The organism is Erythrobacter sp. JB3-1 (assembly GCF_057364995.1).
In genome coordinates this window covers 1,618,998-1,633,663 of sequence record NZ_CP200289.1, presented here as the reverse complement: position 1 = coordinate 1,633,663, position 14,666 = coordinate 1,618,998, and the positions used below count along the sequence as shown (strand labels likewise).

The following is a 14,666-nucleotide window of genomic DNA, read 5'->3' as shown; positions in this document are numbered from 1 at the left end:
GACGGGGAAACAAAAGCTCATGTGATTACCCCTTCCAGCTCGCTCGCCAGTGTTTCGATGTCTTCCTCTGTCGTCGTCTCGGTCACCGCGACCAGCAAAGCATCCTCGAGCCCCGCAACGCCGGGATAGAGCCGGTCGAGCGAAACCCCGCCCAGAACGCCGCGATCGGCAAGGCTGCGCACAACATCGCGCGCTGGCTTTCCGCCGAGTTGCAGGGTGAATTCGTTGAAGAAGGCGCTGTTGAGCAGGCTCACACCGGGGATTTTCTCCAGCCGGTCCACCGCAATGCAGGCCAAGCGGTGGTTCTCCGCCGCCAGTTCGCGCAGGCCCTTTTCGCCGAGCAAGGTCATGTGAACATTGAACGCCAGCGCGCACAGGCCGGAATTGGTGCAGATGTTCGAGGTCGCCTTTTCCCGGCGAATATGCTGCTCGCGCGTGGAGAGCGTCAGCACGAAGCCGCGCTTGCCCTCTGCATCCGTGGTCTCACCGCACAGCCGCCCCGGCATTTGCCGCACATGCTTGGGATCGCGCACCGCGAACAGGCCAAGGTATGGCCCGCCGAATTGCAAGCCGACGCCGATTGACTGCCCCTCACCCACAACGATGTCCGCGCCCATCTCGCCCGGCGATTTGATCGCCCCCAGCGCCACCGGTTCTGTGTTCACCACCACCAGCAAAGCGCCCTTTGCGTGCGCAGCGTCGGCCAGTTCAGTGAGGTCCGGGATGCGGCCAAGGATGTCGGGATATTGCACCACGACGCAGGCAGTGTCGTCGTCGATCCGGCTGATCAGGCCAGCATTGTCAGGCTCGGTTTGAATGGCGGGCATCGCATCGGCGATGGTGTCACCAGTAAACTGCGCCATGGTTTTGACCACTTGACTGTAATGCGGATGCAGCGCGCCCGATAGCACCGCGCGGTGGCGGCGAGTGACACGGCCAGCCATGGCCACAGCTTCCCAGCATGCGGTCGAGCCGTCATACATAGAGGCATTGGCAACCGCGCAGCCGTAAAGCCGCGCGACCTGGCTCTGAAATTCGAACAGCATTTGCAGCGTGCCCTGAGCAATCTCAGGCTGATACGGCGTGTACGCGGTCAGGAACTCACCGCGCTGGATCACCGTATCGACGCTGGCCGGGACATGATGGCGATACGCCCCTGCGCCCAGAAAGAATGGCGCATCCCCTGCCGCCAAATTCTTGTTCGCGCGCGCTTTCATATGCCGCTCAACCGCCATTTCAGAGGCATGCATCGGCAACTCGCGGATCGGGCCGTCAAGCTGCGCCACGGCGGGCACATCGACAAACAGATCATCGATCGAATTCGCACCAATTTTCGCCAGCATATCGGCGCGATCAGTGTCGGTGAGAGGCAGGTAACGCATTGAGTATTCTCCAGACCGCTTCGCTATCGAAAAAAGCGGTATCCCACCGCGCCATCAGTTACGGCGCGGCGGGCAATTCAGATGCCGATTAAAGACTGTCGACGAAGGTCTTATAGCCCTTGTCGTCCATCAAGCCTTCGAGCTCGCCGGTGTCGCTGATGGTCAGGCGGAAAAACCAGCCCTCTTCTTCAGGCGAGGTGTTGACCAGCGCGGGCTCATCTTCGAGCCCTGAATTGGTCTCGGTCACTTCGCCGGTGATCGGCGCGTAGACATCGCTTGCCGCCTTGACGCTTTCGACCACAGCGGCCTCGCCGCCTTTGTCGACCATTGCGCCCACATCGGGCAGTTCGACGAACACGATATCGCCCAATTGTTCCTGCGCATAATCGGTGATGCCAACCGTGGCGGTTTCGCCTTCGACATCAATCCATTCATGTTCATCGGTGAAATAACGCGGCATTGTGATCAGCTCCCTCGGTAATAATTATGGGCTACAAATGGCATAGGTGAAACGGTGGCGGAGAGGCGCTTAGAACGCACCTCAATCTCTAGTGTTTGGCCTTCGTCCGCATGGGCGGGATCGACATAGGCCATGGCAATCGGAGCCCCAAGCGTGGGCGAAAAGCCGCCGCTGGTGACGACGCCGATTTCCTTGTCAGCGGCAAACACCTTGGCACCTTCGCGCGCAGGCATGCGGCCATCCACTTTCAGGCCAATGCGCGTTTTCGCAGGTCCATTCGCAATCTCGCTCTGGACACGCTCTGCTCCCAGAAAGCCGCCTTCGCTGCGGCGGCGCTTGTTAATTCCAAAGATCAGCCCCGCTTCGATAGGGCTGATTTCCGGTGATAGATCATGGCCATACAGCGGCAGGCCCGCCTCCAAACGGAGGCTGTCGCGCGCACCGAGGCCAATCGGGCGAACCTCTGGTTCCGCGCACAACAGGGTCGCGATCTCTTCCGCCGCCACTGCGGGAATCGAGATTTCAAAGCCGTCCTCGCCAGTGTAGCCAGCGCGGGCAATCGTCACCACATGCCCCGCGATCTCGAACGGGCCAAAGCGCATGAAGGTCAGATCGGACAGCGCGTATTCGCCCGTCGCATGGCGCGCGAGCGCATCGACAGCCTTGGGGCCTTGCAGCGCGAGCAGAGCATGCTCGTCCATGTGGTGCAGCGTAATCTCGTCAGGCAGATGTTCGCGCAGATGGCCGATGTCATCCCATTTGGTCGCGCCATTCACCACCAGATACAGACTACTGGGCCAGCGCGAGACCATCAGATCATCGAGCACACCGCCATTTTCATCGAGCAGCAGAGAATAGCGCTGCCCCCCAATTTCAGCGTAGAAAGATCGATCGGCAGGATTGCTTCGACGGCCTCGTCGAGCCCTTCCCCTGACAACAGGACCTGCCCCATGTGGCTCACATCGAACAAACCAGCGCTGGTCCGCGTCCATTCGTGCTCTGCGACGATACCGCCGCCCTCGCCCGTATATTGGATCGGCATTTCATAGCCGGCGAACGGGACCGTACGCGCGCCGCGTGCGCGGTGCCAGGCGTCCAGCGGCAATTGCGTGATCGCCGGCGCGCCATCTTCCATATCATCAGTGATTTGATCGTCGCTCAATATCAGTCCCCGCACAGGCGTGCGACGCTCCACTATTGAAGCGCCGTGTCATCCTGCCCCCTCTGTCGGGAAACCTGAGAGCTTAGCTTAGCCTAGCCTTGCAGCGCGGCGAGCCTTCCCCTTCGGTGGCCTTGCGAAAGCTCGCAAGAGCGCTTTCCAGAGTGCCCATTCCAGCGCGGTCCGTTTGCCTGAGAGTTTCCGGGGCGGTTGCTCCTTCGGCGCCTTGCCCGATTGCCTTGGAGGGCAAATCGGCCAAATCTCTCCCGCGAAAGATGCCAGAATCACTTCTGACGGGCATCCGTCATGTTGCGCATGCGAAGGGGTGCGTCAATCTCCGCCAAGCATTATCCGGGAAAACGCGAAACAATCGTGCGATCAGTTGGAATTTTGCTCAGCCAGCAGCGCCTGAGCGCGCGCCATTAGGTTGATTTCTCGCTGTGAGAACCCGCCCTCGTCTTCGGCCCCTTGGCGCGGGGGAACGGCGGTGGTGAAGTAAGCTATTCCCGTGCCACCGACTGCGTCGAGCCACAGCCCTGAACGAAGACCATAGGCTTCACCAGCATGGCCAATGCGCGACAAACCGTCATCGAAGAGCCCATCGGAACACGTTTCTTGGGGGGCCTCAATCATTTGAACGCCAAGTCCGTAAACACAAAAGAACTCCTGTCCTGGCCCAGGTTTATGCATCATCGAAAAAATAAACATGCCAAGTGAGTCAAATGACAGGAAACTGTCGGTATGGCGTTTGGTCAACTCCCGCCCAATCTTGGCGAGATCCATCATCCCGATCCGCACCCCACCTTGAGGTGAGAAGATCGAGGCGTTGGTGCCGGGCACATAGCTATCAAGATCGCATGCAGTGCCCTCCTTCACGGGTACAGTGCAATTGGGCGGCAGATCGCTTGGCTCATCGCGGGCGACCTCGCCAGTATCGCGGTAAAGCGTGACGGCGCGGCTTGCCTGATCCTCGCTGCACCCGATCCAGTTGACGCATGCTTCAATGCCCAGCGGAGCAAACACCGTGCGCTCCAAAATGCGGTCATATCGCTCACCCGTCGCGGCTTCCAGCACGGTCGCCACCACGGGCGATCCGAGGTTCGCGTATTCAAACGGAGCCTCTCCAGGCGGGCTGTCGGCATACCACGCGTCTGGCTCAGCAAGCTTCGCCTCCAGGCTTTCGCCGAGCGGAATGACGTAGCCCGCATTGTCGCGCAGGCCGGATCGGTGAGACAGCAATTGCGCCAAAGTCACCTTGGCATCGGGAAAGTTGGGCGAGCGAACCTGCCAGCCCAGATAGTCCGACACATCCGCATCCAGAACGACCTTGCCCTCATCGACCAGCCGCAAGGTCGCGAGCGCCATGATCAGCTTTGAAATGCTCGCGATGCGCACCGGATCGTTGGCTTCGACCGCCTCGCCGCGCTCCCGATTGCGCACACCCTCGACGATCAGCGGTTTGATCGTCTCTCGGTCGAACGCCACCACCACCGTCGCGGGCGGCGGACCGGCGTCGATGTCCGGTATGGTCGCGCAGGCGGATGTCATCGGCAGAGCAAGGAGCAGCGGAGCAAGCAATCGAGCATACATAGCCTGAGCATTGCCGCTAAACCTAGCACAATCAATCCAAATTAGGACGCAGCCAGCGCTCCGCCGTCGCGATATCAACCCCGCGCCGCGCTGCATAGTCCTCCGGCTGATCGCGCCCGACGCGCGCGACCCCGAAGTATTGCGATTCTGGATGCCCGAAATAGAAACCTGAGACGGCCGCTGTTGGATACATCGCGAAGCTCTCAGTTAGCTCTAGTCCGACGTTCTTCTCTGCTTCGAGCAGTTCAAACAGGATCGGCTTCAGCGAGTGGTCAGGACACGCTGGATAGCCCGGCGCCGGGCGAATACCGCGATATTGCTCTTTGATCAGCGCTTCATTGGTCGGCTGCTCACCGGGGGCATAGCCCCACAGATCGGTGCGAGTGTGCAGGTGCAGACGCTCGGCAAAGGCCTCGGCAAATCGGTCCGCCAGCGCTTTCAGCAGGATATCAGAATAGTCGTCCTTATCCGCTTGGAAGCGGGCCGAATGCGGCTCAATCCCATGAATGCCGACCGCAAAGCCGCCGATCCAATCGCCATCGGGATCAATAAAGTCGGCTAGGCACATGTTGGCCCGGTCGCGCGATTTCTTCACCTGCTGGCGCAGGAACGGCAGCGTCACATGCTCCTCGCGCCGGACGCGGTGGATCGTCACGTCATCGCCGTCGCGTGCGCAGGGCCAAAGGCCCGCCACACCGCGCGCGGTCAGCCATTTTTCCGCAATGATCTGGTCGAGCATGGCATTGGCATCATCGAACAGCTGGCTGGCGGTTTCGCCCACCACATCATCCGACAGGATCGCAGGATAATTGCCGTGCAGCTCCCAAGCGCGGAAGAATGGCGTCCAATCGATATATTGCCTGAGATCCGCCAAATCCCAATCGTCAAACACATGCACGCCGGGATTGAGCGGCGGGGCGGGTTTGTCGCTGAGGTAGGCGTCGTAATAATTGGCCCGCGCATCTTCGAGGCTCAGCAGAACGCTCGGCGTTTTGCCTGCCCGCGCTTCGCGCACCTTGGTGTATTCACCGGCGGTGTCGCCAACAAATCCGTCGCGCTGAGTATCGGACAGCAGCTTACTCGCCACGCCAACCGCACGGCTCGCATCGAGCACATGGATCACCGGGCCGTCGTAGGCTGGATCAATTTTAAGCGCGGTGTGAACCTTGCTGGTGGTCGCCCCGCCGATCAGCAGCGGCATCGTCATCTCCGCGCGCTGCATTTCTTCGGCCACGGTCACCATCTCATCGAGCGACGGGGTGATCAGGCCGGAGAGGCCGATCATATCGACATTGTTATCGTTCGCCGTTTCCAGGATCTTCGGCCACGGCACCATCACGCCAAGGTCGATAACTTCATAGCCATTGCATTGCAGGACAACGCCGACGATGTTCTTGCCGATATCGTGCACGTCGCCCTTTACGGTCGCCATGATGATCTTGCCTTTGGCCTTACGTTCAGCCTCCGGCAGCAAATCCTTCTCCGCCTCGATAAACGGGATCAAATGCGCGACGGCCTTTTTCATAACGCGCGCGGATTTCACCACTTGCGGCAGGAACATTTTGCCGCTGCCGAACAGATCGCCGACGACATTCATGCCGTCCATCAGCGGGCCTTCGATCACTTCAATCGGGCGGCCACCTGCGTCGGCAGTGGCGCTGCGCATTTCTTCGGTATCATCGACGATATGCGCATCGATCCCTTTGACCAGCGCATGTTCCAATCGCTTTCGAACTTCCCAGCCGCGCCATTCCGCCGCCTGCTTATCGTCTTCTTTTGATTTGCCTTTGAAGCTCTCTGCGAGATTGATCAGCCGCTCGGTCGCGCTGTCTTCCCCATCCACCGGACGCATCAGGATCACATCTTCGCACGCATCGCGCAGCACGGGATCAATCGTGTCATAAACATCCAATTGCCCGGCATTCACGATCGCCATGTCGAGCCCGGCGGGGATCGCGTGATAGAGAAAAACGGAGTGCATCGCGCGGCGCACTGTCTCGTTCCCGCGAAAGCTGAAAGAGAGGTTGGACAGCCCCCCGCTGGTTTTCACATGCGGGCACGCAGCCTTGATCTCGCGCACAGCCTCAATGAAGTCGAGGCCATAGCGGTCATGTTCTTCGATGCCGGTGGCGACCGCGAAGACGTTGGGATCAAAGATGATATCTTCCGGTGGAAACCCGATGCTGGTGAGCAGCTCGTAAGCGCGGCTGCAAATCTCAACCTTGCGCGCCTTGGTGTCCGCCTGTCCCGTCTCGTCAAACGCCATCACCACCACAGCCGCACCGTAGGCCATGCATTTGCGCGCTTGCTCAAGGAACGGCTCTTCGCCTTCCTTCATCGAGATTGAGTTCACAATCGGCTTGCCGGAGACGCATTTCAATCCGGCCTCGATCACCTCCCATTTGGAGCTGTCGATCATCACCGGAACGCGGGCGATATCAGGCTCTGCTGCGATCAGTTTGAGGAATGTCGTCATGGCGTGAACGGCATCGAGCAGCCCTTCGTCCATATTGACGTCGATCACCTGAGCGCCGTTTTCGACCTGCTGCCGCGCGACCTCGACCGCGGCGGCGTAATCATCCGCCATGATGAGTTTCTTGAACCGGGCGCTGCCGGTGACATTGGTGCGCTCACCAACATTGATGAAGCGTGCGGAGGATTGAGCAGAATTGTTTGCCATATTTTCGATCTATTCTTTTTGGAGCAAAGGGGGCGACGCTTCAGACGCGGTGGAACCCGATTTCCTCGCATTCCTTCCAAATGTCGCTAATCCCATGTGCACGCTCATTGGTTCGATTTTGTTGCCAGTTGGAGGCTGTGCGATCGCCGTCCCACATGGCCTCACATTCCGGGCAAACTATGAGCACGACTGGTGCCGTATCGTTCGGTGCACCAACCTGCTTTTTCGCCCTTTTCTGATATGATAACAGCAAGAGCCAATCTTGGTTACATTCGGGACAAGCCACCTTTCCTGTCATTTTCAGGCGGCCACCGTAAAGGGTTCGAGCCCAGCAAGGCGCATTGCCGTTTCTGGCGAAGGCACTTTGCGCGGGGGAAGGCCCGCAACCGCATCGGCAATCGCCTGAATATGCGCGGGTGAAGACCCGCAGCAACCACCCAGAATATTCGCCTGGCCGTTCTCGGCCCATTGCTTGACCAGACCAGCCGTGGTCTCCGGCATTTCGTCATATTCGCCCAGCTCATTGGGCAGGCCGGCATTGGGATAGGCCATCAGCAAGGTGTCGGCGATGCCTGAGAGAACCTGAACATGCGGGCGCAGTTGATCCGCGCCGAAGCTGCAATTGAGACCGATGGTGATCGGATTGGCGTGGCGGACGGCATACCAGAACGCCTCGACCGTGTGGCCCGAGAGGTTGCGGCCTGACAGATCGGTGAGCGTCATCGAAATCATCACTGGCACTTCGCGGCTCAGATCAGCCTCCAGCTGCTTCACCGCCATAATGCCTGCCTTGGCATTCAGCGTATCGAACACGGTTTCGATCAGAATGAAATCGCACCCACCCTCGATCAGAGCGGAGGCCTGTTCCTTGTAGACGGCGGTCAGCTCATCAAAGTCGATTTCGCGAAAGCCGGGGTCTTCGACATCAGGGCTCAGCGACAGGGTCTTATTGGTTGGGCCTATCGCGCCTGCGACGAAGCGCGGACGGCCGTCTTTCGCCGCATATTCATCGGCGAGTGCGCGGGCGATTTTGCCACTGGCGATGTTGATCGCAGCTACCTGATCCTCGGCTGCATAATCCGCTTGGCTGATCTGGTTGGCTGAAAACGTGTTGGTGGAGATCACGTCCGATCCCGCATCCAGATAGGCGCGCGTGATGTCTTCGATCACATCTGGCCGGGTCAAGGCGAGAATATCATTATTGCCCTTTTGATCGGCCTTAAGACCCAGATCACCGGCATAGTCCTCTTCGGTCAGCTTGCGTTCCTGGATTTGCGTCCCGAACGCGCCGTCAAAGATCAGCACGCGCTTCTCAGCTTCCGCCAGCAGAGCTTCCCGCGCGCTCACGCCGCTTCTCCCAACGGACGTTTGCCAAGCATATGACAAATCGCATAGCTGAGCTCCGCACGGTTGAGCGTGTAAAAATGAAACTGGCGCACACCGCCCGCATAAAGCTTGCGGCACAGCTCTGCGGCAATCGTCGCAGAGACCAGCTGGCGCGCAGCAGGGCGTTCGTCCAATCCGTCAAACAGGCCTTCCATCCAAGCTGGTATCGCCGTGCCGCACATGCCGGACATGCGCTGAACCGCGGCGAAGCTCATCACCGGCATAATGCCTGGCACAATCTCACCATTGATCCCGGCCGCCGCCGCCTTGTCGCGGAAGCGGAAGAAGCACTCCGGCTCAAAAAAGAACTGAGTGATGGCGCGGGTTGCGCCGGCCTCAAACTTCGCTTTCAAATTGTCGATATCGGCCTGCGCATCGGGGGAATCCGGGTGAACCTCTGGATAGGCCGCGACGGATATCTCAAAATCAGCGACCTTCTTTAAACCCGCAATCAGCTCGACAGCATTGGCGTATCCACCGGGGTGCGGCGTGTACCCGCCCACGTCCTCAGGCGGGTCTCCGCGCAAGGCAACGATGTGGCGGATGCCGCTTTCCCAATAATGCCGCGCCACTGCGTCGACCTCTTCGCGGGTTGCGTTGACGCAGGTCAGATGCGCAGCGGCTGGAATACTCGCTTCGTTTTGGATCCGCACGACTTGCTCATGGGTCCGCTCTCGCGTCGATCCACCGGCGCCATAGGTCACCGAGACAAAGCGCGGCCCCAGCGGCGAAAGCGTGTCGACACTGCTCCACAGGGTCTCTGCCATCTTTTCCGATTTGGGCGGGAAGAATTCAAAGCTGATATCAATGTCACCGGGCAATCCGGAGAAAAGCGGCGTATCCAAAGCCGTGCGTGCTTCATGCATTTGATCGAGGGTCGGGCTCACGCTGTGCGTTCCTTAGCGGGGTTGAGAGAGAGTTACTGCGGCGTTCGCCGAGCCAGATTTTCACGGTCGGCTGCTCGCCATCGAGCGCTTGCGGCAATTCGGGCTCAAAGCCTGCGTCAAACAAGAGGTCGCACAATTGCGCATCGGAAAAGCCGAGGCGAGCGTGGGCGTGCCGATCGCGCAATTCTTCGTGATTGTGCGCGGCAAAATCGACGATCGCGATCCGCCCGCCGGGCCGCGTGACGCGTGCCGCTTCGAGAAGTGCAAGCGAAGGGTCTTGCACGAAATGAAGCACTTGGTGGATCACAATGGTATCAAAGCTCGCGGCGGCAAAGGGTAGATCGCCAAGATCACCCTGCACCAGTTCGATTTGCTCAGTCGGCAGATGCTGCAGCTTAGCCCGCGCGATCCGCAGCATCTCGAGGCTCTTATCCAGCGCGACAATCCGCTCCGCGCTGCCTGCGAACAATTCCGCCATGCGGCCTGTTCCCGTGCCAATATCCAGCAACGTTCCCAGCGGCGCTTCGCCCAGAGCGCGCGTCAAAGCCTTTTCAACCTCACTGTCTGAGCTGTGCAGGCGTCGCAGCTCATCCCATTCGCTGGCATGGCGGGCAAAGTAACCCTCGGCGGCCTCTTCGCGGGCGGTACGAATCGCCGCGAGTTTGCGCATATCCTCTGCGCAGGCTTGGCCAAAATCCTGATCTTCCGTCTCAGCGATAGCCAGCAACCTAGCAACCGCCTCAACCACGGGAGAGGCTTGCTCCGCCCCGCCCTGCATGCGCAGAAACACCCAGCCGCCCTCGCGCCGGCGCTCCGCCAGACCCGCATCGCATAAAATCCCCACATGGCGCGAGACGCGAGGCTGGCTCTGCCCGAGCACCTGCGCGAGTTCGCCCACAGCCAATTCCATCGCCGAAAGCAGGCGCATGATGCGCAGCCGAGTGGGGTCGGCCAGCGCGCGGAAGATTGTGTCGATATTCATCGTGAGGACAACATATAAAGATATTTTTATATCTGTAAATGCACCAAGGTCATAGGAGTTAACCCTTAGCTGCTCGCAGTAACAACGCGCGGACTTGCATTCTGATCCGCCGGGCGCGAAACCCCGCTTTCGAAAACGCCAAAGGACGCGCAAAATGAAGCTGGGTTGCTGCTATTATCCTGAACATTGGCCGGAGGATATGTGGGCCGATGATGCGCGGCGCATGGCCGAAATGGGCCTGTCTCTGGTGCGGATCGGCGAATTTGCCTGGAGCCGGATTGAGCCGCAGCCGGGCAAGTTTGAGTGGGATTGGCTCGACCGGGCGATTGAGAGGCTCGCCGATGCGGGCCTCAAAATCATCCTTGGCACGCCCACTGCGACGCCGCCCAAATGGCTGGTCGATCAAATGCCGGACATGGTCGCGATTGACGAGCAGGGCCGTCCGCGCGGCTTTGGCTCGCGGCGGCATTATTGCTTCTCACATCTGGGGTACCGCGCCGAGAGCCGCCGGATCACCAACGCGATGGCAGAGCGTTATGGCACTCATCCTGCGATCACCATGTGGCAAACCGACAATGAATATGGCTGTCATGACACGGTCTTGAGCTTTTCAAAGGCCGCCGCTGAGCGTTTCCGCGAATGGCTTGCCGCGCGATACGGCGATGTCGATGTGCTGAATGCCGCGTGGGGCAATGTGTTCTGGAGCATGGAATATCACACCTTTGCTGGGGTCGATCCGCCGCACCTCACCGTAACCGAGGCAAACCCAGCGCATTGGCTCGACTACCGCCGATTTGCCTCCGACGAGGTCGCCAGCTTCAACCGGGAGCAGACCGAAATTCTGCGCGCGGTATCGCCGAAGCGCGATATCACGCACAATTTCATGGGGTTCTTCACCGAATTCGATCACTACGACGTCAGCCAGGATTTAGATGTCGCGACGTGGGACAGCTACCCGCTCGGATTTCTGGAGCAATTCTGGTTCAGCGAAGAGGAAAAGCGAGACTTCCTGCGCCAAGGCCACCCCGATATAGCCGCCTTTCACCACGATCTGTATCGCGGCTGCACTGGTGAGCGCTGGGGCGTGATGGAGCAGCAACCCGGCCCGGTGAACTGGGCGCGTTTCAACCCCGCGCCTCTGCCTGGAATGGTGGCGCTATGGACGATGGAGGCGATGGCGCATGGGGCGGAATTCACCAGCTATTTCCGCTGGCGGCAGGCCCCATTTGCACAGGAGCAAATGCACGCAGGCCTGCTGAGGCCCGACAGCGAAGAAGCGCCAGCAGCCGACGAAGTGCGAGAGGCCGCGCGCATGATTGCGGACATTGGCCCGCAAGAGGCAGCCCGCGCGCCTGTCGCTCTGGTGTTCTCTTACGAGGCCGCTTGGGTATGCGGCATCCAGCCGCAGGGAAAGAGCTTCCGCTATTTAGAGCTGGTGTACGAGCAGTACTCGGCGCTGCGCCGCGCGGGGTTAGACGTCGATATCATCTCGCCCGCCGCAGACCTAACGGACTATCAAATGGTCGTCATCCCAACCCTGCCGATTGTGCCAGATGGCTTCCCGGAGAAGCTGGCGGCGCTTAATTGCCCCGTGCTGATCGGCCCGCGCTCTGGCAGCAAAACGAGCAGCTTCTGCATTCCTGACAATTTGGCACCCGGCGTTTTGCAGGAGCTATTCGCGCTCAAAGTCACACGCGCCGAGAGCATTCGCGATGGTGTGATCGAGCCGGGCCAAGGCTTTGAAATCGCCCGCTGGCGCGAGGACATATCCAGCGACCTCGAGCCCGAATTTGCCGACGCTGACGGCGGTGGCGTGGTCTATAAGCAAGGAGGTCGCCGCTATGTCTCCATCTGGCCGGATCGCGCCTTGCTGGATCAGCTCATAGAGCGCATGGCGAGCGAAGCGGGTGTTGCTCTTACAGCCCTGCCCGAGGGTTTGCGCACCCGCCGCAGCGTCTCGCATATCTTCGCGTTCAACTATTCCAGCGAGCCTGTGGTTTGGCCTGAAACCGGTGAGGAAATTGCGCCCGCTGGCTATGCGATTAGTCAACGCCGCGCATGATGACTTGCCATTCCGCCGCCGCGCAGACATGAGCCAGCCATGAGCACCGCACGCAAATACGCAATCATCGGATGCGGCATGATGGGCCGCGAGCATATGCAGAACTTGGCGCTGGTTTCCGGCACGGAGCTAGTTGCGATTGCCGATCCCGATGCCGGGTCACGCAGCGCCGCCGCTGCGCTCGCAAGCGAGCTTGGCCAGACCATCACCTGCCATGATGACAACGCCGCAATGCTGCGCGAGGCGAAGCCCGACGCCGTCATCATCGCATCGCCCAATTTTACGCATTACGAGGTCGTTGCGCCGGTCATGGACGCAGGCTGCGCGGTGCTGCTCGAAAAGCCAATGTGTACCTGCGTCAATGATGCAGAGGCGCTGGCCAAAGCCGCACGCGACTATGAGGGGCTTTTCTGGGTTGGTCTCGAATACCGCTACATGCCGCCTGTCACGCGTTTTGTTGAGCGGGTTCATGCTGGCGAGGCGGGCGATATCAAAATGCTGGCCATTCGCGAGCACCGCTTCCCATTCCTCGAAAAAGTCGGCGATTGGAACCGTTTCAACCGCAACACTGGCGGCACTCTGGTGGAGAAATGCTGCCACTTCTTCGATCTGATGCGGCACATCCTGCGTGATGAACCCGTGCGCGTGTTTGCCAGCGGCGCTCAGGACGTAAACCACCTCGATGAAACATATGGCGGCAAGACGCCGGACATTATCGACAACGCCTTTGTGATGGTGGATTTCGCCGGTGGCGCGCGCGCTGTGCTGGACCTGTGCATGTTTGCCGAAGGGTCTGAGCAGCAAGAAGAAATCAGCGCGGCCGGCCCCATCGGCAAGATGGAAGTGAAGCTGCCGCGCGGGCAAGTGATCTGGTCCCCACGTGACAAGTCTGGTCCGCACCGCGAAACGGTCGAAACCCCCGCCGATGCCCTCGCCGCTGGTGATCATCACGGGGCAACATATTATCAGCTGCGCGATTTTCACGCGGCCCTGCTCAGCGGCGGCGGTCCGCTGATCACGGCTCGCGATGGCTATCGCTCGGTTGTCATCGGCGCTTCTGCCCAGCAAAGCATCGCCACCGGCCAGCCGGTCGAACTCAATTTCTCAGACGAAGGTTAGACTATGCCGCAAATCCTGCCCCCAATCGGCTTTGGCCTTTGGAAAATCCCGCGCGAAGATACGGCAGCAACAGTAGTTGAGGCGATCCGCGCAGGCTATCGTCATTTCGACAGCGCGGCGGATTACGGCAATGAAATTGAAACCGGCCAGGGCATCGCGCGGGCGATCGCGGAAGGTCTGGTGACCCGCGATGAACTGTGGATCACCTCAAAACTGTGGAACACATTCCACGCGCCCGAACATGTCGAAGAAGCATGCCGCAAATCTCTGGATGACCTAGGCGTCGAGCAGCTTGACCTCTATCTGATCCACTTCCCGATCGCGCTTGAATATGTGCCTATTGAGACACGCTATCCGCCCGAATGGGTGCATGATCCCGCCGCGAACTCCGGCATGAAACTGGCCAAGGTTCCGCTGCATGCGACATGGGCAGCGATGGAGGCTCTGGTCGATAAGGGGCTCGTGAAGCAGATCGGCGTATGCAACTACAACACCGGCCTGATCCACGATTTGATGAGCTATGCGCGGATCGAACCAGCGATGCTGCAAGTGGAATCGCACCCGTTTCTGACACAAGAAAAGCTGATCCGCTGCGCTGGCGCTCACGGCATTCCTGTCACCGCCTTTTCCCCGCTCGGCGCGCAGAGCTATTTCGAGCTCGACATGGCGGACAAGGAAGAAAGCGTGCTTGGCTCTGCTCCCGTCATGGTGGCGGCTCAGTCCCATGGCAAAACGGCGGCGCAAGTTGTGCTGCGCTGGGGCGTGCAGCGCGGCACGGCGGTGATCCCAAAGACCACCAAGCCGGAGCGGATGCGTGAAAATCTGAGCATTGATGATTTTGAACTGAGCCAGGTTGAGATGGCCGCGATCAGCGCGCTCAATCAGGACCGCCGGTTCAACGATCCTGGCGTGTTCGCTGAGGCGGCGTTCGGCACCTTCCACCCGATTTACGATTGAGC

Annotated in this window: 10 protein-coding genes, 1 pseudogene and 2 riboswitches; of the genes and pseudogenes, 3 read left to right on the top strand and 8 right to left on the bottom strand. The window is 59.8% G+C overall.

The genetic code is table 11. The features are described from left to right. Positions 1 to 17: 17 nt before the first annotated feature. The 8 genes and pseudogenes from gcvPA to AC0V6M_RS07745 all read right to left on the bottom strand — a co-directional run bounded on the left by gcvPA (position 18) and on the right by AC0V6M_RS07745 (position 10,526). Entirely contained in the window at positions 18 to 1,382 is a 1,365-nt protein-coding gene (gene gcvPA / locus AC0V6M_RS07780) for an aminomethyl-transferring glycine dehydrogenase subunit GcvPA (RefSeq protein ID WP_486138249.1), read from the bottom strand. Positions 1,383 to 1,470: 88 nt separating this feature from the next. Further along, positions 1,471 to 1,842 carry a glycine cleavage system protein GcvH gene (gcvH, locus tag AC0V6M_RS07775; protein WP_486138248.1) on the bottom strand — a complete coding sequence of 124 codons (372 nt, stop codon included), beginning with the start codon at positions 1,840 to 1,842 and terminating at the stop codon, positions 1,471 to 1,473. 5 nt (positions 1,843 to 1,847) lie between these two features. Next, positions 1,848 to 2,977: pseudogene (gcvT, locus tag AC0V6M_RS07770) on the bottom strand (glycine cleavage system aminomethyltransferase GcvT). Between the two features lie 85 nt (positions 2,978 to 3,062). Beyond that, positions 3,063 to 3,168, bottom strand: a riboswitch (glycine riboswitch). 2 nt (positions 3,169 to 3,170) lie between these two features. Then, positions 3,171 to 3,280: riboswitch (glycine riboswitch) on the bottom strand. A 99-nt stretch (positions 3,281 to 3,379) separates the two neighbouring features. Further along, positions 3,380 to 4,591, bottom strand: coding sequence for a serine hydrolase domain-containing protein (locus AC0V6M_RS07765; protein ID WP_486138247.1), 1,212 nt, complete (start codon positions 4,589 to 4,591; stop codon positions 3,380 to 3,382). 31 nt (positions 4,592 to 4,622) lie between these two features. Next, on the bottom strand, positions 4,623 to 7,271 hold the full coding sequence (gene metH / locus AC0V6M_RS07760; RefSeq protein ID WP_486138246.1) for a methionine synthase: 2,649 nt from the start codon (positions 7,269 to 7,271) through the stop codon (positions 4,623 to 4,625). A 300-nt stretch (positions 7,272 to 7,571) separates the two neighbouring features. After that, a complete protein-coding gene (locus tag AC0V6M_RS07755) occupies positions 7,572 to 8,618 on the bottom strand; it encodes a homocysteine S-methyltransferase family protein (protein ID WP_486138245.1) in 1,047 nt (348 codons plus the stop codon). Next, positions 8,615 to 9,523 (bottom strand): methylenetetrahydrofolate reductase [NAD(P)H], encoded by a 909-nt coding sequence (gene metF, locus AC0V6M_RS07750; RefSeq protein WP_486139588.1) that lies wholly within the window; start codon positions 9,521 to 9,523, stop codon positions 8,615 to 8,617. The genes AC0V6M_RS07755 and metF overlap by 4 nt, the downstream gene beginning before the upstream one ends. After that, positions 9,516 to 10,526 (bottom strand): ArsR/SmtB family transcription factor, encoded by a 1,011-nt coding sequence (locus AC0V6M_RS07745; RefSeq protein WP_486138244.1) that lies wholly within the window; start codon positions 10,524 to 10,526, stop codon positions 9,516 to 9,518. Before AC0V6M_RS07745 ends, metF begins: the two co-directional genes overlap by 8 nt. A 154-nt stretch (positions 10,527 to 10,680) precedes the next feature. Between AC0V6M_RS07745 and AC0V6M_RS07740 the strand changes: the two genes are divergently transcribed. The 3 genes from AC0V6M_RS07740 to AC0V6M_RS07730 are packed head-to-tail and all read left to right on the top strand — an operon-like array spanning position 10,681 to position 14,664. Then, complete coding sequence (locus AC0V6M_RS07740) at positions 10,681 to 12,588, top strand: beta-galactosidase (RefSeq protein WP_486138243.1); 1,908 nt, start codon at positions 10,681 to 10,683, stop codon at positions 12,586 to 12,588. A 39-nt stretch (positions 12,589 to 12,627) separates the two neighbouring features. Next, on the top strand, positions 12,628 to 13,707 hold the full coding sequence (locus AC0V6M_RS07735) for a Gfo/Idh/MocA family protein (protein ID WP_486138242.1): 1,080 nt from the start codon (positions 12,628 to 12,630) through the stop codon (positions 13,705 to 13,707). Between the two features lie 3 nt (positions 13,708 to 13,710). After that, entirely contained in the window at positions 13,711 to 14,664 is a 954-nt protein-coding gene (locus AC0V6M_RS07730) for an aldo/keto reductase (RefSeq protein WP_486138241.1), read from the top strand. Positions 14,665 to 14,666: the final 2 nt, after the last annotated feature.